The organism is Leptospira terpstrae serovar Hualin str. LT 11-33 = ATCC 700639 (assembly GCF_000332495.1).
Lineage (GTDB): Bacteria > Spirochaetota > Leptospiria > Leptospirales > Leptospiraceae > Leptospira_A > Leptospira_A terpstrae.
The window spans coordinates 223492-245139 of sequence record NZ_AOGW02000006.1 but is presented as its reverse complement, the minus strand read 5'-3'; the positions used below and the strand labels follow the sequence as shown (position 1 = coordinate 245139).

The following is a 21648-nucleotide window of genomic DNA, read 5'->3' as shown; positions in this document are numbered from 1 at the left end:
TTATTTTCGATATTTATTTTCTTATAACTTAAGACAATTTGATTCTACTTCACTTAGTAACGAAAAAATGACTACACCACTCTTTCGTTATTCCTCATTCCCCGAGAAATATAATCATATAAAAATTCACCGGTGATGACACCCGGTACGATAACCTTTTGTGCTCCATCACTTACTAATTTTTTTGCCTCTCCCGGTTCATCACTGGTTAAAATAATTTTTGCATTGGGCGCCAGTTTACTCAGTGTGGAAAGCAAACGGTTGTTATTGGTTCCTTTCAAAAAAGAATCAGAGATGGTACAAATGACCATCGAAGCATCATGAAGTCCAATATGAGATAAGGAATCGGGATGAGCAAGATCGGCATAAGCCCACTGGAATCCTTTGTTTGTAAGTTCTTCTTTGAATGCTGGATTATAGTCAGCAATGATGATACGTTTGATGAGAGATGGCGATAAGTCTTCTAAGTATTCCACAAAGGCTCGTGCAATCCGAAAGTATCCAAGGACAATGATATCTCGCACCATACCGTCTCCATGTCCTCCGTGCCCACTGTGACCTGCCTTATCCTCTTTGGATGACTCTTCGGTTTGGTCGGAGATTCCCACACGAGCGAGCAGTCTTTCTAAGGTGGCAGCAATGTCATGGTTGAACATAATGATGTATGTGGAAAGAACCGAGGCGATAATGGTCGATGTAAGAATCACTGCCTGTAGTTTTGGAGTGATGTGTTCAAATCCAGCACCTAACGCTAAGATAACGAGAGAGAATTCTGAAATTTGTGCCAAGTTAAGGGCAGTGAGGAATCCATTGCGAACCCCTTTGTTTAGTTTGATGATGACTGGGGCGATGGTAATCATTCTTACAAATAACATGAGAGCAATGATTGCTGCAGATAATCCAATCACTTCTAAACTAGGAAGAGGAACTTTTAGTCCTAAAGCTACGAAAAATAAAGTAACAAAAAAATCTCGAATCCCAATGAGTTTGGAAATTACATCTGCACCATAAGGGAAGGCAGCGATACTCATACCAGCAACGAGGGCACCCATTTCTTTGGAAAGTCCTGCTTCTCCAGCAATTCCGCAGACAAGAAAACACCACATAATCGATGTTAGTAGTATTAATTCGGGGCTACTAGCGCAGGCTTTGTATAACCTTGCGAGAACATACCTGCTGACGCTAAAACTAAAGGCAATTAATAGGACAATGATTCCGACAGAGGTTAGAATTTTTAATATTTCTGGATTGTTGAGGTTGGGTTGGACCCCCATAAACAAAATAGCCCAGATGTCTTGGAATACCAAAACCCCAACGGTTAACTTACCAGAGAGTGTATTGATCTCCACTTTGTCTTGTAAAAGTTTCACAACAATGAGAGTGGAACTTAAAGAAAGGGCAACGGCAATGTAAAGAAGGTCAAATTTTTCAGAACCAATAGAAAGACCAAAAAAAGGAAAAACGGAATAAACAAAGGCAACAGAAAGTGTAAATTGGAGGATACCTAAGGTAAACATGGCCTTGCCCATTTTCGCAAGTTCTGCTAAATTGATTTCGAGTCCAATGATGAATAACAAAAGAATAAGTCCAATTTCGGAAATGAGTTCTATACTTGCTTCGTTTGTGACAAGTTCAAATCCCATTTCTTTCCCGAGCATTGCTCCACCGATAATATAACCTAAAATTAACGGCTGTTTGAGGACTCTGGCGATGTGACTTAAGACTGTTGCGAAAATAATACTGAGACCTATGTCTTGTAGTAGTGATTCTTCCCCGTGCATAGAAACCTTCTTTAGGGAAAAGTTTAGGGATTCATTGAGTAGTGAAAGTCGTTTTTTTTTCTAAATCATAAAACAGACTAAGGAAAGGGTGAAATTTGCAAAATCGAAGCAGTTGCTGCTTGGAAATTGGCAATGGCTACATGATGATCGTACAAAGCCTTAATTTCACGTACTGCTGCTTCTGCACTTGTCTGTTCTCTAATATTCACAAATAGAAGTGTTGAATCACCAAGAGTAAATCGTTCTCGTTCCATCTCTTCTAACTTTCTTGCGAGTTCTACTTCATTTTGAGTAACCATTACGCGTTTTGCCGAAGCAATCACCTCGGAAATGGAATCTTGTACTTCAGTTTTGATTTTATCTTTTGAGAATTGTAATTCCTGATCCAGTTGGGCAATCTTAGCTTCTGCAGCACCAATCATTCCTCTCGGGCGTTTGGTTTGGATCGGAAGATTGAGAACAAGTGATGCTTCAAGTTCTGGTTTGGCTCTTGTCACAGAACCTGGTCCAAAGTCTTGAGACCCTGCGACTACCAAATCTACTTGCGGCTTTAATGCATTGTATCCCATATCTTGGTCAACACGAACTTTGTCTCGTTTGAATTCGAAGTCTTGTAATTCTGGTCTATACTTCCAAGCAAGTTTAATGCTCTTTTCCAGTTCCAGTTTTTTATACTCAATAGGTTTAGGAAATCCTATGGGGAGTCTATCTGTTGAAGGTAGGATTAAATTTCCATCTGTTGCACGTAAAAATAAAGATAAGTCAATGGCTGCTTTTTGCATTTCCCTTTCGGCAGATACAAATTGCGACTCTCTTTGTAAGATAGCGCGGTCATTTTCTGTTCCTTCCATTTTAGGAATGTCACCTAACTTAATACGCTGTATAATTTGTTCCTGACGATCCTTTGCCATTGCTAACAAGTCTTTGTTGACTAAGTATTCTTGGCCACTGGCAACCCATTTCCAATACCGTTTGGTAGCTTCTTTAATGACTTCGATTTTTAGTTTTTGAATGGAGAGTTCGGCGAGTCTACGGTCAAGGTCCGCTTTTTTGATATCGGCTCTGTTTTTATCAATCTCACGATTACGCATAAGAGGAAAGATGGCTCCGGCACGCACTTCACCATAGTCATTGGTTTCTCTTCTGCCATCATACACTGGAAAATTTCCCCTTCCTATCCGATAACCAGCAAAAAAAGATGTTCCTCCTAGTGGAGTTGGTTTTTCAAAAACTGCATCAGCAGCATTGTTCGTATAATAACCCATTGGTTTGGTTGTACCCATGGACTTAAATTGTAAATCAAAAGCCCCTTCAGCTGCTAAGTAATTGTATTCGGCTTCTGATAAAAGTTTTTCGGCGGCAAGGACTAGAGGATAAGATTTTTCAACAGACCGAAGTAGTTCTTCTAATGTGAGAACTCCTGGTTGTTGGTTGATATAATCTTGCGAATAGATATTGGGTCCATGTAAAGATTCAAAGGGATCTCGAGTAGGATCCGCTTCAATAGCGAAGGAAAAAAACATTCCAAAAGGACAAAGGAAAGCAAGTAAGGATTGTTTTAACTTAGAAATCATTTTTGATTCTCACCATTTCTATTTTCATCTAACAATGATTTAATTTCTGGATCATCCATGGGAAGGTTTGGTGGGAAGTCATTGAACCTTCTCCAAAGTTCATATCCCACACTCACACGATTGAGAAAAATCCAACCTTTGGCACGCACACCTTGTCTGAGGTAACGACTAGAAGGCCACTGCCTATCTTCTCTATCAGGAACCACAAGGACTCGAAAATTTCCAGATCCATTGTCAGTGATATCGACTAGTTTGACAATCCCTCCGAAAGTTCCTACAGCAGTCTCTGGCCATCCACTGATTTGCAAAACTGGATATCCTTGGAATTGTAAACGAACCTTTCTGCCTTCTCCAACTAACGGAATGTCGTTACCCGAAATAAAAAGTTCAATCGCTTTGTCTTCAGAATCGGGTACAAGGATGGCAACTCCATCTCCTTCTTTTACTTGTTGTGTGTCGGGATTAACCAAAATTCTCATGATGGTTCCGTCTCTTGGTGCAAATACTTCTTGGTTTTCTTGTCTAGACAAACGTGCTTCCAATTTTGGTAAATCTTCCAAAACACGGGCTACTTCCGATTGTGCTGATGCTAAGGAAGCTTTTGCATCGTTGATCGATGCTTCTGCATCTTGCGCGACTTTTCCAGAATCACTATACAAAGCCCTCTCTTCTTTGACTGCAGCATCAAAAGAGGCTTTCGCGCGATCGAGTCCAGTTTCGGCATTTGTATGTTCTAATTCTGCAAGTTCTAAAGTTCGTTTGGAGGTAAGTCCTTTTTCCCATAATTGTTTTTGGCGGTCTAAGTTGAGGTTCGCTGTTTTTAAAGCGGCTTTTGCAGCATCAACTGCTTGTTCGCTGGCGCGTACTCGGTCTTTTGCCATCATCCTTCTGGAATCAGCAGCATTGACGGCACTTCCCATCGAAGACCGTAAACTGATAATTCGAGAACGGATGTTATCTTCTCTGGATCTGGCTGCTTCTAATCGTTGTAAGAGGGCATTTTTTTCTTCACGAATCCGATTGATAAAGTTAGGATCGTTGTCCGAAATATCAATGATAGGATCTCCTTTTTTTACTCGAGTCCCTTCATGTACATGCCATTTGACAACACGACCGCTGATCGGTGATTCAATCACTTGTTGACGGTCGAGAGGTGCATAAGCAACCACTCTTCCAAATCCCATAGTAGTTTGTTGCCAAGGAACATAGAGTAGGATGATTACGCTTATGAAAAAAATAATAGTTAGGATATAAGCAAGGCTTTGCGCTGGCAAAGCCGTTTGCACCAATCGATAGGAAGGTAGATTTTTATAAAGTTTCCATTTCTGTGACATATCAGTTTTTATTTTCCGACTTTATGAATTTACCTTTAGGGAATGAGAATCGTTTTCTAAACGTAATATTTGGTCCATTTGAGAAAGAACATTCGGTGATTTGGAAACAATAATCAGTGTCCAGACTCTATTCTTTTGTAACAGAACTTTGAGAGAAGCCGAAAGAAGTTGAGGTGGCAATTGGTCTAAGTTTCCGTCGATTAACAACAGTTTTGGTTTACCAACGATGGCACGTGCTATGGAAAGGATTGTTGTTTGGATTGTATCAAAGGGATGTCCGAAAGTTAAAAGTGGTGTGTGAATCCCATTTGGTAAAGATTGAATCGTATCCCAAATTCCTAATTCTTCGAGGAGTTCTCTGATTTCAATGAGCGGTATTTCTTCTCGCCCCACCCGAATATTTTCCAGGATAGTTCCTTCGAAGATTTCATTTCCTCTGATTAAATAAGTAACAGAATGGATTTGTTCTTTGGAAACTTCGTGGATGTTTTGGTGGTTGTATTCCACAACACCTGAAGTCGGTGTTCGTAGGCCACATAACAGATCTAATAGAATATGGGCGTCATAAGGAGTGTTAGAAGATACTCCGATTGTTTTTCCTGCCGGCACTTTCCATTGGAATTGATTGAATATTTTATGGCCATTAGATAAAGAATAATGAATTCCAGACAACTGGATTTGAATCGGGCCATTTGGAATTTCAAATTCTACCGTTTTTACTGGGATTGTTGGTAAGTGAAAAACGGAATTAATTTTGTCAACCGCTGCAATCAAACTGTAAAAACTATCTAACTGTTTTCCAAATTTTGAAATATCACTTAAAACTTTTGCGATCACAAGTTCAGCTGCCACAAGTTGTCCTATGGTTAGTTGTCTATGAATGACTAAATATCCACCTAATCCAAGTACTATGGCACTTGCCAGAGCTTGAATTCCCACAAGACCAATGATTTGGCGAATATAATTAAAAAAATATTTTTTTCTAGCGTATAGGTAATCTCGAATCAAAGAATCGGCACGATCTAAAGCAAAATTGGAGCCAAAGGTAGAGTGGAATAGGGCAGAATGCCTGGAGATTTCTTCTAACCAAGCAGCTACTTTGTATTTTTCTTTTGAGATCTTGATATAGTTTTCTGCAGCGGGTTTTCCCAATCGGTAGATGACCCAATAGCCACCAATCAGTAAAATGAGAAATGAAAATACAATAAAGATAGGATGGTAAAAAGAAATCAGAATAAAACCAATTACAGTAGTTAACACAACCGAAAGTCCATCGACTAACAAGGAATGAATGGACTTTTGAATGGTCATCGTATCAAAGAAACGATTTACAAGTTCTGGGTTGTGGTGTTTGTCCAAAACAACCTGGCGAATTTTTGGGAACTTTACGGCAAACTCAGTGGCAATTCTCACAAAAACACGTCTTTGTAAAATTTCCACCACATAGATTTGGATGGTTTGCATCGCACCTGCAAATCCTAGAAAAAATACGACTAACAATGTCAATATGATGACAGGTTGAATCATCACACCAAAGGCTACGATATTGACAAGTGAGGAAGTGGCAACTGGAACAACTAGGGAGAGAATTCCAATTCCCACTCCATAGATAAAGACAATCAAAACATCTTTAGATTCCATTTGAATCAAATGTGAGATTTGTTTTAGCGCATTTTTAACAGACGAATCAGACTTATTTAGTTCTTTGTTTGTTGAAAAAGGAAATGTTGGCTCTGCAACGATCCAGTCCACAAATTCTTTATTTGATTTGATTCCTATGAGTTTCAACAATTCCTTTTCAGAATACCATTCTGCTTCGGCCTCTAATTGATTTAGTAATTTAATTTGATAAGAGGAAGTTTGGTAATTTAATATTGCATAAAACTCAGGTAGGTTAGTATTTTCATTTACGATTTGAAATACAAAGGGCGAGTTTTCTGTGGTATAGGATTTTATGTCTTGTAATGTTTTTTGAACAATGTTTAGGCGGATTTGGTATTGGTGGGAAGCGGAAAAAAGAAAATCATAGAAATTGGTCTTAGTCAGTTGTTTGTATTTACTGCGAAGGGAACGAAAACCTTCGATGATTTGACTAGGAACCGAATGAATGTATAAGGATTCAGAGAAAAAATCCAAAATTGACTTTGCCAAATCTTCATGTGAAGAAAGCCTAAGGCTTTGATTTTCTTCTTTTGGTTTGAAGAGTTGGTTCTTAAAATGAAATACCAACAAATGTATAAATTTTAACATGCGAATTGTGATTCGGGGATTAGACTCCACTTGACAAAACCTAGTTCTACATTTTCTATTTTCTAGTAGAGGTTTCTATGAAAATTATTCATTCGATTTTGGTACTAATCACACTCAGCGCCGCAGCACATTTGACTGCAGAAGAAAATTGCACTTACGAATACGACTCATCGCAAACCTCATTAGAGTGGACAGCGTTCAAATTTACTGAGAAAACAGGTGTTAAAGGTAAATTCGACTCAATCAAAGTCGTTGGCAAACAAAAAGACAAATCAAAGTTTGGTGCAGTAAAGTCTTTGCAATTCCAAATCGATTCTTCTTCAGTCAACTCGGGTGTTCCTGACCGAGATGGAAAAATTAAAAAATTCTTTTTCGGTTCCGTAAAAGGGAATAAAAAAATCGCAGGATCTTTTACCGATATCACCGCTGGAGAAACGGGAACAGCAAAACTAAATTTACGATTTGGTAACTCTAAAACTTCCGTTCCTGTGAACTTTGTTTGGAAAGAGGATGTTGTCGAAGTGACTGGAACTGTGGATGTAGTTACACTAGGTTTACAATCAGGACTTGGTAAGTTAAATGCAGAATGTAATGACTTACATAAAGGTTCAGATGGAGTCAGTAAACTTTGGCCTACAGTCGATGTGAAAGTTGTATCTACCTTAAAGAAAATTTGCAAATAATTTGAGATTTTTCCACCGCAAACTGGGAAATTTTCAGTAGCGGTTTTATTGTTTTTGGAAGTTGAAATTCTATAATCCAAGAATTTAATTTCGAATTAAGATACAGGTTTTGCTTTATATCCTTGATATAATCTAAACCTGTATTGAAAACAACGGTGAGGAGAAAGTAGTGAGTCAAGAGATTCAAAAATACAATCAATCCCAATCCCCAGTGGATAGAGAAATTTGTAATCTTCTTTATGAAGAAATTAATTTAACTCTCGCGAAAGCGGAAAAGAAAATATGGCATGCACATCCTGTTTGGTTTTTAGAGGGAAATCCGATTGTTGGATACAGCAAACTAAAGAGTTGTATTCGTCTTCTCTTTTGGAGTGGGCAATCTTTTGAAGTCAAAGGATTAGAGCCGGAAGGAAGTTTCAAAGCAGCAGAAGCACGTTATACAGATGTAAGTCAAATCAATAAAAAAGAATTGAAACGTTGGCTCGGCCAAGCAAAGAAAATCCAATGGGACTATAAAAATATTGTGAAACGAAAAGGTGTCCTCGAGCGATTAAAATAAAACGATTCCCGTTTTCCTCAAATCATTTTTAAGAGATTAACCTATTAGAATATGTTAGAAAGTACGAACAGGAAAGACTTGGAAATTAAAAAACTTAGTGCCAGTGATTTGGATCAATTCATTGAACTCATTCGAGTTTTTGAAGATGTATTTGAAATGAAAAATTTTCAAATTCCAAACTCTAACTATCTACAAACACTTTTGGAGAGGGATGATTTTTTTGTATTTGTATCTGTATTAAACAACCATGTGATTGGAGGTTTGACTTCCTACACCCTTCGTCAATATTACTCAGAAAAACCGCTAGTATATATCTATGATTTAGCTGTGCTCACCCCATACCAACGCCAAGGAATTGGAAAATCACTCATCCAAAGTATCAACGCCTATTGTAAAGATTGGGGTGCCGAGGAAGTTTTCGTTCAAGCTGATTTGGTAGACGACTACGCACTCGATTTTTACCGATCTACGGGAGCCACTGGGGAAAGTGTGGTTCACTTCTATTATCCGTTAGGTTAGAATTTGATTATAAATAATAAAATAGGATTATTTTTATAATTTGAATCAAATTATATTTAAGAATTAGATCCTGCGCCAGCGATAGTAGCGGAAATCCTTTCCCGAAATCAATCATCATACAACCAAGAAACCATCGGGAAAGATTGAAGCGGATAGCGCGGTCGTTTCAGGATGATGGATTTGTTTAAGAATCAATTCGAGGCGCCCCAAATCATGTTAGGTTTTTGGCATTGTTTCAAATTTAGGTAAAGCCGGATCGAGGTGGTCCCAAGGAAATCCTCGAAGAGAGTATGTTACCGCTTGTGGTTTGTATCGGCCAGGATCATCCAAACTTGTGGCGTGTATTGTAAAGAGTTTTGGCATACCAGCAAACGTCATATAGACAGGCGAGCCACATTTTGGGCAAAAGCTATTTGTTTTGGTATTGCCGCTGTCTCCAATCCTATCAAAATGGGTAGCCTCTCCTTCGAGTTTTACTTGTGTACGTGAGGGAAAAGTTAAGTAAGATCCATGTCCCGTTCCGCTCATTTTTTGACAATCTTTGCATTGGCAGTCATTCATAAAGATTGGTTCATCTGAAATATGGTAACGAATGGCACCGCAAGCACATCCGCCAGTATAAGGTAAATTCATATAGTTTCTCCGTTCCTTCATTGATAAAAAATCACATAATGTATGTTATTTTGTATAACTAAACACTAACAATGTGTCCCGCTAATGGGCGACCTGATTCTAAAAATGTTTTGAGATTTGATAGAACACTCGGCCAACCTGAGGAAATTCCAGCTAACATTTGTGGATCTAGATCTTCGTGTGTGACTACCAAACGAACGAGTCCATTAGCATAAGGTTCAATGTCAAATGTAACTCGAGCATGTTTTGATTCCTCATCCATTTCCTTGGGACGAGCCCAAGTAAGCACCAAACGATGCGGAGGTGAACTTTCTATAACCTTACCGATGATATCCACTGTTTTGGCATCATCCAACTTTTCATGTTTCCATAGGGAACCTGGCTTCCAATCGGAAACATTGATGTGTGCCGGGTTCTTTGCTAATGGATCAAGCCAATATTGACTTGTGATTTCCGGATCAATGATTGCATTCCAAACTTTTTCCGGTGTGGTAAGTATATACGTGACATAGACGAAACTATTTTTTTCCATCGTTTTCTCCTTCAAGTTGCACTTTCAGGTCGTATAAAAACCCTAAGCGATTGGTTTCAAATTTTCGAACCCAACGTTCATAGACTTCATGAATTGGCACTGGATTAATAAAGTGAAGTTTCTCTCTTCCTCTCCAAACAACTGTTACCAAGTTGGCTTTGATCAAAATGTCTATGTGTTGTGTTGCCGATTGCCTTTGCATATCGAGTTGTTCACAAAGGGCAGATAACGTTTGGCCATTCTCAAGATAGAGGAGATCGAGTACTTTTCTGCGACTCGGATCCGCTAGTGCTTTGAACACCAGATCAGCACCTTCGATTTCTTTCGACATACAAGATTATTATGCAGGTAAATACCTGCATGTCAAGTATGATTTGATGATTTATGGATTTAGTTTTAAATAAAGCAGATCATTGTTTTAGGCTTTTTAGGTAGGTTACACTTTCTCTTTGCGCGATTTCGTGTTTTTTCAGATCAATGGCCAATGAATCTCTCAGTTCACAGTAAAGTTGAACCGAAGCCAAAATGGATTCAAAGATAGAGTCAAAATCATAAATAGGCAAAGTTCTTTTTAAATTGTTTAAATCCATTTCTGACAAAAGAAATTCCAATTTCCGAACTCCTCTCGGATTCTTTTCATATTTTAAATGAAACATAGGACCGAGGACATTCCCTCTTAAAAAGGAAAGAAAATCGATGGCTTCAAAGTATTCGCCTCTTCCCAGTTTTGTGGCCGCATAATGAATCCAAACCCAGAATCGATCTTCCATCCATTGAAAGTTTAGATTTGGCCAAACCGCTTCGGTGTTTTGGTATAGTTCGGGGATTTTGTGGAATCGATCGAAAATCACTTTTGGATTTTCTACTCGATTTCTGAAATCTTGGATTTGTATAAATTTGAGATCTACATGGAGTAGAGGGGAATTGTATAAACAGATGAGCAATCGATTTTCACCCACGTGTTCGCCTGTAAAACCAACAAGTAGATTTCCGATTTGATCTGCAAATTGTTTCATTTCTTCTGGTGAAAACGTCACATGATTTTCTGTAATTAAAACAATGTCTAAATCTGAGAATTTGTCTAGTTCATTGGTAATGGAAGATCCCGCTGTGCATACAGCAATGAATCGTGAATCCAATTTCACTCTTTTGATTAAGTTTTCAAGGTAGGCTTCAAAGATGTTCATAGAGGATAATTTTTCGTATCTTTTTTAGCTAAAGTTAGGCGACTAAAGATTAAATTATATATTTACTTAATAAAGAAATATTAATTTTAGTCAAATGCATTTCAACCTCTGTTGTTTAAACAAATAACGTTAAACTTCCATAATTCGATGGGAAGAAGCCTATCTCCAATTTACGGCAAAGGGATTCCTTCTTTTTTCAAGAGACTAAGGAATTCTTTTTCCGAAACCAAAGTCACTCCGAGTTCTGTAGCTTTTTCTAATTTGGAGCCTGCACCAGGGCCGTAGAGCAGGTGGGTGGTTTTGGAGGATACACCCGAAACTTTTTTTCCTCCGTGTTTGGTGATAAGGTACATAGCGATGTCACGGGGTTGGAAGTTTTCAAAACTTCCTGTCACACACCAACTTTGGCCAACAAACGGTTGTATGTCGCTTTTTTCGGTTTCGTCAGCTTGGAATTTTAGACCTAGTTTGATCAGAGTTTTGACTAGTTTGAGTGTTTCTTTATCTTTTAGGTGATTGAGTAAAGCTTCTATAGTTCTTGGGCCAATTCCGTGGATGGAAGTGAGTTCTTCTTCCGCATTTTTGGATTTGGAAAGAGTGAGAAGTTTCTCCCAAGAATCAAACCCGTGTTCAATGAGAATTTCTGTAACCTTGGGGCCTACTTCATTTAGACCAATGGAAGGAAGTGTGAACCGAAAATCTTTTTCTTTTGATTTTTCTATGGCATCGAAAATGATTTTTACAGATTTTTCTCCAAAACCATCTAACTCGAGTATGGTTGATTTGTATTTTTCTAATGTATATAAATCAGAAATGTCTTTGACCCAACCTTTTTCAAAAAAAACTTGGATTTGTTTTTCGCCGAGGCCTTCGATGTTCATTTGTTTTTTGGAACAAAAGAATATGAGTTGGTTTAATTTTCGTTCGGGGCAGTTGCGATTGGTGCAGAAAAAATCTACCGAGTCGTCTACCTTGGTGAGTTTGGTTTTACAAGACGGACATTCTTTCGGTAATACAAAAACAAACTTGGGGGGAACTGTTACTTTTTCTACAGCAGGAATGATCTCTCCCCGTTTGGAAATAAGAACTTTGGCACCAATTCCTGCACCCAGTTGGTCGATATAGTCTTGGTTGTGTAAGGTGGCGTAAGTGACAGTGGTTCCAGCAAGGGAGATCGGTGTGACTTTGGCTCTAGGTGTGATTTTTCCTGTCCTGCCAATGGCAAAATCAATTTCTTCGATTGTGGTTTCTTTGAGCAGGGCATCAAATTTGAAGGCTCGGGCCCAACGTGGTGACTGGCTTGTTTCCCCCAAATTTTCGCGAAGGTTGAGGTCATCCAGTTTAATGACAAGTCCATCCACGGGAAAAGGCATTTTGTCTTTTTTCTTTCGGAAGGATTCAATTTCTTTGATTAGATTTTGTCCTTTGATAATCTCCGTGTCAGGAGCTAGTGGAAACATTTCTTTTTTTAATAAGGATAAGATGTCTTTGTGTTTGTTAATTCCTTTTCTTGAAGAGGAAAAATATACATCGTATACATAGATTCTTAGCGGGCGTTTGGCGACGTCATTTGGATCTTTTTGTTTGATCGATCCTGCTGCTAAATTTCTGGGATTGGCAAACTTTCCACCGTATTCTTCATTGAACTCTTCAAAGTCATCGAAAGTCATAAAGATTTCCCCACGAACGGATAAATTCAATGGTTCCGATAAAGTTTGTGGGATAGTTTCTATGGTTTTGACATTTTCGGTTACTACGTCACCTATGCCGCCAGATCCTCTGGTCACACAGTGTGCAAGTTTTCCATTTTCATAATATAACAAGATGGAGGCGCCATCGATTTTCCATTCTAAAGAATAAAGTTCTTCCTGTCCTGTTTTTTCTAACCATTCCGAAAGTTCAGTTTCATTGTAAGTATTTTCTAAAGATAAAACAGGAACTTTGTGTTTGAATTTGCTGAATTGTGGGGAAAGATCTGATCCCACTTGTAAACTAGGGGAAGAATCTACCACCAATTCTGGGTTAGACTTTTCAAGAGATTGTAATTCTTTGACTAAAAGATCAAACTCTTTGTCAGAGATTTTAGGAGTATTGTCTTTATAATAAAGATCGTTGTGTTTTTGAATCTCTTTGCGAATTTCTGCGATTCGTTTGGCAGGATTTTCTTTCTTAGGCAATCAGTAAACTCCCGCTTGCATGTATTGTTCCGGATCCGTTTTTCCTTCTTCGGAAATAAAAATTTCGTAATGCAAGTGAGGCCCTGTTACGTTTCCAGTAGCACCCACTTCAGCAATTTGTTCGCCAGCTTTGACTTCTTGTCCGTTTCTTACGTAAATTCGTGAACAGTGACCGTATAACGTACTAAAGCCGAAGTCGTGTTGGATGATGACATGGTGGCCATACCCAACATTGGAATAGGTGACTCGCACAACTCGACCAGGTGCTGAGGCATAAATGGGAGTGCCCGTTGCATTTGCCATATCCAATCCGTCGTGGTATTCCCAATAACCAGTGGTAGGTGACTTTCTCATACCAAAGGGAGAAGTTAAATTGTAGGAATACATAGGATTAAAAAGAGGAGAACGAGATAAAATATCTGACCTTTGGTATAAAAATTGGTAATTCGCTTCCACCAAACGTTGGTAATTGTCCATTCGGTGTTTTAATTGGCGAAGGTCGTAGATTTCGCTTAAATACTTACGGCCCACATCCAATTGTTTATCTTCTTTTTCTTCTTTTTGGAGTGAATCCACTGCAGAAGAATCGATCCAATCCTCTGTAGGAATTTTTAGAAGTTCATCATCGCTTCCATCGATCAATGTAAAGAGTTCTAACATGTTTTCATTGAGTTTGGAATACTCCTCTTTCATCTCTTCCAGTTGGCTTGCATGAGTGATGTAAGTATCGAAATAAGTTCCGTAAATTTTCGAGAGTTGGTTGATTTGCGTTTGGGTGTTACTGGAACGAACAATTCCAAAGATGGCAAGGCTAAGAAGCCCAACGGTCAGTGCTAAAAAGAATAGAATGGTAAAATGAGAAATTTGGAAGTGGAAAGAACTATCATATCCATGAGGAATGACAAGAATGGTCATCCGTTGGTGACCTTTTTCTTTCACCTTATCAATCTGTTTCTTGATTTTCGGATTGTCCTGTGAAAAAACAGACGTAATCTCTTTAATTTTCTTCTTCATGACGAACCGCGTGTCCTACATAAATATAACGTTCCGATTCCTCTCAAGGGTCAAGTGGAAATCCCTGTTTCTTGGGATTGCCTTCGTTTTGGGAATTCTGGTTTTTGTCACATTGGCAACGAATTTACGATTTTGGTATGTATACCAAACCTCAGTCCATTCCAAGGAACTAATGGAAATCCCTGAAGCAGAAGTGGCGATTGTTCCTGGTGCTGCCGTTTATGGAAAAACACCTTCACCCATTCTTATGGACCGACTGGCTTGTGGGTTAGATTTATACAACACAGGAAGAGTGAAAAAAATCTTACTTTCTGGAGACAATGGTAAATCCGATTACAACGAACTCCGACCTATGTTGGAATTTATGTTAAACCACAAGGTAAAACCAGAAGATATTTTTGTGGACCATGCGGGATTTCGAACTCTAGACACTCTCATTCGTGCCAAAGAAGTTTTCCTTGTGAAAAAAGCAATTTTTGTAAGCCAATCTTTCTTTTTGCCTAGAGCCATTTATTTAGGAAGAGAGTTGGAACTTGAGTTATACGGTTACGAATGCAATTTACGAACTTATAAAAAAGAAATGTATTATGGATTTCGCGAATATCCAGCAAGAATTCTTGCTTGGTGGGACATCCAATGGGATACACCTCCTAAATATTTAGGCAAACCATATCCTATCGAAGGGAGCGGAGTGTCTACTTGGAAAGGTTCTATTCCTATTTCATCACATAAATGAAGTTAGTTGTCGCAGAAAACTATTCGAAGTTTTTGGTTTTGATTTCTATTGGATTTTCTATATTTATATTTAAATGGTTACCGAAAGAATTATTTGTTTCCTCCTTTGAAGCTAAGGTTTATAATTCTGGTTTTTATCTATTAAGTTTAAATCCTATTTCCGCAAATACACCATGGGACCAATGGTTTACACCTTTTTTTCTCTGGGCAACTGGACTTGTGTCTAGTCCAGAGGATATTGTTTCTATATTAGATTTTGTAAATATTGTTTCTGGTGTATCTATCGTTTGTTTTGTCACTTACCGTTACCATTGGTTTTTGGGATTGGGTTTGGGAGTTTTACTTGCTTCAAGTCCACTTTTTTTAATTTTTAAAACATGGATTGGTTTTTCAGATCCAATTACTTTTTTACTCATTAGCTTTTATATTATTCTTTTTTTAAGTCCGATTGTTTATCATTGGAAATGGATTTTATTAACATTGATTCTGTTTTTAGGATTTTCTAATCATTGTTTTCAGTTTATTGTTTTGGTTTCTATCGTGGGAATGGTTTTGTTTTTGGAAGATAAAACCCGATGGAAATTATTGCTTTATCCTTCTCTCACCTCGGCATTGTTATATAGTATTTTTCTCTTATTTCTTTTTTCAACTACTGATGTAGTTTGGAACCAAACTCGCGTTTCAGTTTTTTCTAATATGTTTGGAGAAGAGTTCATTCGTATGAATATTTCTGAACCGATTCTTGGGACAATTGGGTTATTTCATGGGCTCTGGCCATTTGTGCTTTTTCTAATGTATAAAAGGCCTGTATCTGTTTTTGTTCTTTTGTTTTGTTATCTAATTTCGATGTTAACCTATGATACCAATCGTGTGTTTGCGATTCTTTCAACTCCTGTATTCGTATTGTATTCACTAGAATTTTGGAAACATTCTAAATTTTTCGAAAAGTATTTATTCATTGGTCTTATGTTTTTATCTCCCGTGATGATTACTCTCTATCCTCTGTTTTATAAATGGGATGGAAGGATTATTTATTTACAGTAGATTTTATTTAACAATAAATATTGGTCCTATGTCCATTGCTTTGCTTGTGATTACTTTTTATAGTTATAGGATAGGTTTGAATTAATGAAAAAGAACATTATTTATTTGGCTCTGTTAGTATTGGGAGTGAATATTTTTCCAGCAGAAGTGACTCAAAAAAGTATAGAGTTTTATGTTGAACATACAACCAAAAATGTAAAAGGTGTTTGTGGCGAAATTCGATTAGAAGAACCAAATATCCAATCCTCAGGAAATCAATTCAAATTAAAGTCTCCTTTTTTAATCACAATTCCACTAGTAAAGATTTCTTCCGGAGACAGTAATCGTGATTCACACATTCAAGAAATACTAGGGTATCCGGATACACCAAATATCATTGTTAAAATTGAATCGGTGAATGTTTTAAAGGATAGAACTTATACGATTCAAGGAAAATTAACCATTCATGGAAACACAAAAGAATTTATTACCGAGTCCGTAGTTAGTCCAGAAGATTCAAAATTAATCAACGTTGATGGATCTTTAAATGTAAAATTTTCTGAATATGAATTAGAAAATCCTTCATTACTTTTTATGAAAGCAAAGGATGAAATTCAAATCAAATATCATTTTCAAATCAAACTGAAATAATTGAGAGTAAAGGGAATGTAAGTTGAGTTTAGGTTCCTAGAAGTTCGACAAGACGATTGTATTTAAGAATGATTCGTTTTGTCATCTCCTCACCTTTTTTATTGATGTCTGGATGATATTTTTTTAAGAGTTCTTTAAATTTCTTTTTTACGTCGTTGATACCTGCGCCAGGTTCTAAATCAAAGAAGGCGAGAAGGTCTTTCAGTTCGATAGAAACAGTTTTTACGATCTTTTTTTTTCTTCTTTTTTGTCTCTCGAAACCTACCATATAACTCGTAATAGGTTCTATCTCTAAATTCACGAGTGATGTCCCGAAAGTTGAGTATCTTTGTAGGGATCAGACTTTTTAAGTATTCATATAAAAATTCTTCAGCACCAAATTCTGGATGGATTTGGAATTTTTCTAAAAATTGGTGAATGGACCTTCTTACAAAAAAATCAATTTCGAATTTATCCATCAAATAAGAATCAATGGCATCATCAAAGTCCACAGTGGCTGCTGTTAAAAGTAAAATTAGCTCATGGTCGAGTTTGTGGTTTGCGACGGTTTTTTGGATGAGGGATTTGTAAGATTCGCGAAGTTCAAATAACGGACGTTCACTAAAAAAGATTCCACCTTTTAAGAAGTCTTCTGCGACTTCATCCAATTCCAAAATCCAAGCGAGAAAGTCGACAAGTAAGTCACCATCGACTTCATGGAAACCGCCAGAAAGTGTCATTTGAGGTTTTGCTGATTTGAATTGGTAAACTTTGCGAAGGCATTCTTCTTTTCTAATTTCTAAAAGTTCAGAAAGCCTGTCATAAGACAAAAACCATTGCATCGACTCAGAAACATTCTGCAGTTCAAAGATCACATCGTGCAGAATTTGTTTTGATTTTTTGATTTCCACTCTTTGGACCATAAAGAATCGACTCTAGAACCAATTTCAAACTTGGGCGACTTTTTTGCTAGTGAATCCTATTCCTTTTTTTGAACTGGAAGAATGAGCCACCATATTTCTGAACATCCTTCCTTACAACCTTTCGATATTTCCGAATACAAAGGAGTTCGAGGAAAAAACTTTTACGAAATGGACCCCGCCTTACAAAGGATGGTTCACCGTTATTCAGAAAACTATACGCCAGAACATAAAAAGGCGATGGAAGAACATATCCGTAAGTATGGGGAAATCGTGGGTGGAATTTTGGATGAACTCACGGAAGAGTGCCACAAAGAAGGAAAATACGGTGAAGTTGTTAAATATGACAGAACAGGCAAACGAATCGATTTTATTAAATACTCAGAAGAACAAAAATTAGCCCGAAAAATTTCTTATGACCATGGAGTGGTGAATTTAGACTTCCATCCAGAATGGAAATTCGATTTTACACATATCCACCGTTATGCGCTAACCTATTTGATGAATATGAATGGTGAGGGTGGAGTTGCTTGTCCGTTGGCAATGACAGACGGAATTATTTTAGCACTTAAAAAAATTGGAACTGAGGAACAAAAGAAAAAATACCTACCGCTGGTTGCAGGAAAGGGAAGTTCTTCTCATTTTATGGCCGGTCAATATGTAACAGAAAGAGTGGGGGGAAGTAATGTTTCAGCCAACCGCACCATTGCCAAAAAACTTCCGAACGGCAAATGGGAGTTAACTGGTGAAAAATGGTTTTGTTCTAACCCCGGTGACCTTTGGGTTACCACCGCAAAGATGGAAGGAACGAATACTGTGGGTATGTTTCTTGTTCCAAGGATCAAAGAAAATGGAGAACTCAACGGACACCATATTTTACGTAAAAAAGACATCATTGGTTCTCGCGGAAAACTCACTGTAGAAATTATCTATGACCGAGTGGAAGCAGAAGAGTTTGGTCGTCCCGGTCATGGACTCGTGAATCTCATTCGTTACATTATCAAAACCTCTCGTTTGCATGTAGGACTTGGTTCCAGTGGCAATGCAAGACGTTCTGTGATGGAGGCATCTGAGTATGCAAAGTTTCGAACTGCCTATGGAAAAAAGATTTTAGAATTTCCTTCCTTTACAAAGACATTAGCGGAAATGCAAATTTTGCAAACGGGAAATTGTTTTGTAAACTTTAGATCTGCAAATTTATCCGAGAAGGGTGATGATGCCGCAGAAATTACAGTTCCACTTATGAAGTATAAATCTTCTTCCCAAGCAAGTTACATCACACAAAAAGCAATCCTCACACTTGGTGGGAACGGAATCATAGGGGACTTTTCTCCACTCCCACGCCTTCATAATGATTCCATCATTAATGAAACTTGGGAAGGAACCCATCTCATCATTACCGATCATTGTTTGCATGCCTTACAAAAACCAAAAGTATATACGGCTTTCCAATCTTTATTAGATGAATTAACAAAGTCGGCAACTAACGTTCCTGAATTAAACAATGCATTCACAGTTTTCCAATCCAAACGAAAAGAATTGGAAGATTGTATCAAAAACCAACCTAAAGATTGGAAAGATATGAATCGTGTTTACATCGCCGATGTCACCTACCAAGTGTTTTTACTTGCAGAATTTATGGAACAAGCAGCACATGATAGCGAAAGGAAATTACAAACAAAGTATCTTTATTTTGCCAATGGATATGCAGAGATGGTCCGTGATGGCCTCGAAGCACCGAGACAAAAGGATGGTGTGTTTTTTGATCCTAAGGCCATAGAGACCTTTCTTTCTTTTTAGAATATGGAGAATTTTTTACTGTTAGGAATTTGTTTTGGACTTGGGTTATTTTTTCGAAGATTGCCCCAGTTTCCAGAATCCACTCCGAAAGTGTTGAATGGGTTTATTCTCTTTATTTCTTTACCTTCTCTTGTTTTATATCATGTTCATGAATTAAAAGTGGATGTTACCTCTCTTTTGCCTTCTTCCATGCCATGGCTTGTATTTGGTATTGCCTTGGTGTTCTTTCTTAGTTTGTACAAACTAAAGGTTTTAACTTTCCATACTGCTGTCTGTTTGGTCTTAACGGCCGGGCTTGGCAATACCTCTTTTGTTGGGTTTCCTCTACTCGAAACCTATTTAGGCAAAGAATCTTTGGGTTATGGAATTTTAGCGGACCAATTGGGAACCTTTATGGTTTTAAGTTTTCCTGGTATCATTTTGGCTTCCCTGGCAATGGATGGAAGATGGGATTTTTCCACACTATTAAGACGAGTACTTGGATTTGCACCAATCTACGCATTGTTTGTTGCCATCATCACTCGCCAATTTCCATATCCTGAAGCCTTAAAACTGGTGTTACTTCGTTTGGGTGATACTCTGACTCCACTAGCACTCGTATCCGTAGGGTTTATGTTGGATATGAGAACCATCGCAGGTCACGGTAGAGTTCTAGCATTGGGACTGGGGTTTAAACTTGTTCTTGCCCCTTTGATTGTGTATTGGATTTACTCTCCCTTAAAAGAAGATACGTTACTGTTCCAAACCATAGTTTTGGAATCTGCCATGGCTCCCATGGTCACATCCACAGTGATTACGATTGAAAAAAATATATCTCCTCATCTAGCAAGCCTTATGTTGGGAATTGGAATTCCTATTTCCTTTGGCACCACATACGTTCTCCACTTTTTGTTGAAAGGAAACTACATTTGAATCTAAAATTTTTACTTCTACTCATACTCGCCATGGTCTCTTGGGGGATTTCTTGGCCCATTGGAAAAATGATCGCAGGAACTGTTCCTATTTCTGTTTTAGTGTTCTGGAGATTTTTGGCAACTTTCCTTTCTGTCATTCCGCTTCTTCTTGTGATGCGAATTCCTTTTAAACTGAAAACAGGAAAGGACTATTGGAATGTTCTTATAGGTGGAATCATATATACTTTTTATAACCAATTCTTCTTTATGGGTCTTAAAAATGGACTCCCTGGTGCGGGTGGAGTTCTTGTCACAACTCTCAATCCTATCGTTACTTTTTTTATCGTTGTTTTAGTACAAAAGAAAAGAATTTCCAAAAGGCAAGTGATCGGTTTGTTTTTTGGATTTATGGGTGGGCTTGTGATTTTACAAGTATGGAAGATCAGTATCGACTACTTGTTGTTATCTGGTAATTTATTCTTTTTATTATGTTCCTTCGTGTGGGCCACACTTTCTCTCAATAGCCAATCCACGGGAAAATCCATGTCTCCTGTTACCTATAGTTTTTATGTCTACGCTGTTGGTTCGATTATTGAATTTCTATTTTGTTTTCATGATCCTAACTTTTGGAAGGTATGGGATATGGGCTTCCATTTTTGGGCCTCTATCTTCTATTTGACAGTGATTTCTACCACATTTGGGACTACTGTTTATTTTTATGCAGCTACAAGACTAGGACCAGAAATTGCGAGTAGTTTCATTTTCATCGTTCCTCTTTCTGCGTATTTGAGTAGTTTTTTGATCTTGGATGAAGTGATCCAAATTCCCGTTATCATTGGGGGATCGTTAGCCATCCTTGCGGTTTATTTAATCAATTCGAAAAAGAAACTAAAGGAACCAAATCTTTGATGAATAAGATCTCCTGGAAAAAAAGATTTAAAATTTGGTTATTCAACTTTTATCCTCCTTACTTGGGAGCAGGAATTCGTATCAAAGAAATAGCACCAGACTTATCTTATTTTCGTTCCGAGATGAATTTACGATTCTATAACAGAAATTATGTGGGCGTGCATTTCGGTGGATCTTTGTATTCTATGTGCGATCCATTTTTTATGTTAATTCTGTTGGAAAAATTGGGATCTGATTATATTGTTTGGGATAAAGCAGGGAATATGATCTTTGTCAAACCGGGAATGGGTAAGGTCATTGCTGAATTTCGTATTTCCGATTCCGAAATACAAAGAATTAAAGAAGAAATTGAAGTGAAGAAAAAAGGGGATTATCTATTTACTACTGAAGTAAAAAACGAAGAGGGAGAGATCATTGCAAAATTAGAAAAGACAGTTTACATTCGTAAACGGGGTAGGCTCCCCGTTCAGAATGGATAACAATTTTCGGATTTGA

General features: G+C 37.8%; 21 protein-coding genes. 10 read left to right on the top strand and 11 right to left on the bottom strand.

What is annotated here, in order from left to right; all coding sequences use genetic code 11:
* Positions 1-71 precede the first annotated feature (71 nt).
* The 4 genes from LEP1GSC203_RS03045 to LEP1GSC203_RS03030 form a co-directional block, all read right to left on the bottom strand.
* Complete coding sequence (locus LEP1GSC203_RS03045; RefSeq protein ID WP_039937042.1) at positions 72-1781, bottom strand: cation:proton antiporter; 1710 nt, start codon at positions 1779-1781, stop codon at positions 72-74.
* A gap of 77 nt (positions 1782-1858) precedes the next feature.
* Positions 1859-3355, bottom strand: a complete 1497-nt coding sequence (locus tag LEP1GSC203_RS03040; RefSeq protein ID WP_002972368.1) for a TolC family protein — start codon at positions 3353-3355, stop codon at positions 1859-1861.
* Complete coding sequence (locus LEP1GSC203_RS03035) at positions 3352-4689, bottom strand: HlyD family secretion protein (RefSeq protein WP_002972690.1); 1338 nt, start codon at positions 4687-4689, stop codon at positions 3352-3354. Before LEP1GSC203_RS03035 ends, LEP1GSC203_RS03040 begins: the two co-directional genes overlap by 4 nt.
* A 21-nt stretch (positions 4690-4710) precedes the next feature.
* Entirely contained in the window at positions 4711-6939 is a 2229-nt protein-coding gene (locus LEP1GSC203_RS03030; protein WP_002972790.1) for an ABC transporter transmembrane domain-containing protein, read from the bottom strand.
* A 77-nt stretch (positions 6940-7016) separates the two neighbouring features.
* On the opposite strand from LEP1GSC203_RS03030, the gene LEP1GSC203_RS03025 reads away from it, so the two are divergent.
* From LEP1GSC203_RS03025 to LEP1GSC203_RS03010, 3 genes are all read left to right on the top strand, one after another.
* Positions 7017-7622 (top strand): YceI family protein, encoded by a 606-nt coding sequence (locus LEP1GSC203_RS03025; protein WP_039937038.1) that lies wholly within the window; start codon positions 7017-7019, stop codon positions 7620-7622.
* Positions 7623-7791: 169 nt separating this feature from the next.
* Positions 7792-8181, top strand: coding sequence for a DUF1801 domain-containing protein (locus tag LEP1GSC203_RS03015; RefSeq protein WP_002972419.1), 390 nt, complete (start codon positions 7792-7794; stop codon positions 8179-8181).
* A gap of 51 nt (positions 8182-8232) precedes the next feature.
* Positions 8233-8700 carry a GNAT family N-acetyltransferase gene (locus LEP1GSC203_RS03010; RefSeq protein WP_039937034.1) on the top strand — a complete coding sequence of 156 codons (468 nt, stop codon included), beginning with the start codon at positions 8233-8235 and terminating at the stop codon, positions 8698-8700.
* 216 nt (positions 8701-8916) lie between these two features.
* Here the strand turns inward: LEP1GSC203_RS03010 and LEP1GSC203_RS03005 are convergent, their stop codons facing one another.
* From LEP1GSC203_RS03005 to LEP1GSC203_RS02980, 6 genes are all read right to left on the bottom strand, one after another.
* The gene (locus LEP1GSC203_RS03005) at positions 8917-9333 is read right to left on the bottom strand and encodes a GFA family protein (RefSeq protein ID WP_002972802.1); all 417 of its coding nucleotides are present in this window, start codon (positions 9331-9333) and stop codon (positions 8917-8919) included.
* Positions 9334-9391: 58 nt separating this feature from the next.
* Positions 9392-9865 (bottom strand): SRPBCC family protein, encoded by a 474-nt coding sequence (locus LEP1GSC203_RS03000; protein ID WP_002972906.1) that lies wholly within the window; start codon positions 9863-9865, stop codon positions 9392-9394.
* Complete coding sequence (locus tag LEP1GSC203_RS02995) at positions 9852-10196, bottom strand: ArsR/SmtB family transcription factor (RefSeq protein WP_002972580.1); 345 nt, start codon at positions 10194-10196, stop codon at positions 9852-9854. The genes LEP1GSC203_RS03000 and LEP1GSC203_RS02995 overlap by 14 nt, the downstream gene beginning before the upstream one ends.
* A 79-nt stretch (positions 10197-10275) precedes the next feature.
* Positions 10276-11052, bottom strand: coding sequence for an aminoglycoside 6-adenylyltransferase (locus LEP1GSC203_RS02990; RefSeq protein ID WP_002972809.1), 777 nt, complete (start codon positions 11050-11052; stop codon positions 10276-10278).
* 170 nt (positions 11053-11222) lie between these two features.
* Positions 11223-13229: an NAD-dependent DNA ligase LigA gene (ligA, locus tag LEP1GSC203_RS02985; RefSeq protein WP_002972427.1), complete on the bottom strand. Its 2007-nt coding sequence runs from the start codon at positions 13227-13229 to the stop codon at positions 11223-11225.
* A complete protein-coding gene (locus LEP1GSC203_RS02980; protein WP_002972337.1) occupies positions 13230-14243 on the bottom strand; it encodes a M23 family metallopeptidase in 1014 nt (337 codons plus the stop codon).
* On the opposite strand from LEP1GSC203_RS02980, the gene LEP1GSC203_RS02975 reads away from it, so the two are divergent.
* The 3 genes from LEP1GSC203_RS02975 (at position 14242) to LEP1GSC203_RS02965 (ending at position 16652) form a co-directional block, all read left to right on the top strand.
* The gene (locus LEP1GSC203_RS02975) at positions 14242-14979 is read left to right on the top strand and encodes a SanA/YdcF family protein (RefSeq protein WP_039937030.1); all 738 of its coding nucleotides are present in this window, start codon (positions 14242-14244) and stop codon (positions 14977-14979) included. The two genes, LEP1GSC203_RS02980 and LEP1GSC203_RS02975, sit on opposite strands and share 2 nt — an antisense overlap.
* A complete protein-coding gene (locus tag LEP1GSC203_RS02970; protein ID WP_002972614.1) occupies positions 14976-16022 on the top strand; it encodes a hypothetical protein in 1047 nt (348 codons plus the stop codon). Before LEP1GSC203_RS02975 ends, LEP1GSC203_RS02970 begins: the two co-directional genes overlap by 4 nt.
* Before the next feature lie 84 nt (positions 16023-16106).
* Complete coding sequence (locus tag LEP1GSC203_RS02965; protein WP_002972585.1) at positions 16107-16652, top strand: YceI family protein; 546 nt, start codon at positions 16107-16109, stop codon at positions 16650-16652.
* A gap of 179 nt (positions 16653-16831) precedes the next feature.
* Here LEP1GSC203_RS02965 and LEP1GSC203_RS02960 read toward each other — a convergent pair whose 3' ends face one another.
* Complete coding sequence (locus LEP1GSC203_RS02960) at positions 16832-17554, bottom strand: hypothetical protein (protein ID WP_002972748.1); 723 nt, start codon at positions 17552-17554, stop codon at positions 16832-16834.
* A gap of 81 nt (positions 17555-17635) precedes the next feature.
* On the opposite strand from LEP1GSC203_RS02960, the gene LEP1GSC203_RS02955 reads away from it, so the two are divergent.
* The 4 genes from LEP1GSC203_RS02955 to LEP1GSC203_RS02940 are packed head-to-tail and all read left to right on the top strand — an operon-like array spanning position 17636 to position 21632.
* Positions 17636-19351 (top strand): acyl-CoA dehydrogenase family protein, encoded by a 1716-nt coding sequence (locus LEP1GSC203_RS02955; protein ID WP_002972650.1) that lies wholly within the window; start codon positions 17636-17638, stop codon positions 19349-19351.
* Between the two features lie 3 nt (positions 19352-19354).
* Complete coding sequence (locus LEP1GSC203_RS02950) at positions 19355-20263, top strand: AEC family transporter (RefSeq protein ID WP_002972754.1); 909 nt, start codon at positions 19355-19357, stop codon at positions 20261-20263.
* Complete coding sequence (locus LEP1GSC203_RS02945; RefSeq protein ID WP_002972315.1) at positions 20260-21153, top strand: DMT family transporter; 894 nt, start codon at positions 20260-20262, stop codon at positions 21151-21153. Before LEP1GSC203_RS02950 ends, LEP1GSC203_RS02945 begins: the two co-directional genes overlap by 4 nt.
* On the top strand, positions 21153-21632 hold the full coding sequence (locus LEP1GSC203_RS02940) for a DUF4442 domain-containing protein (RefSeq protein WP_002972768.1): 480 nt from the start codon (positions 21153-21155) through the stop codon (positions 21630-21632). Before LEP1GSC203_RS02945 ends, LEP1GSC203_RS02940 begins: the two co-directional genes overlap by 1 nt.
* Positions 21633-21648: the final 16 nt, after the last annotated feature.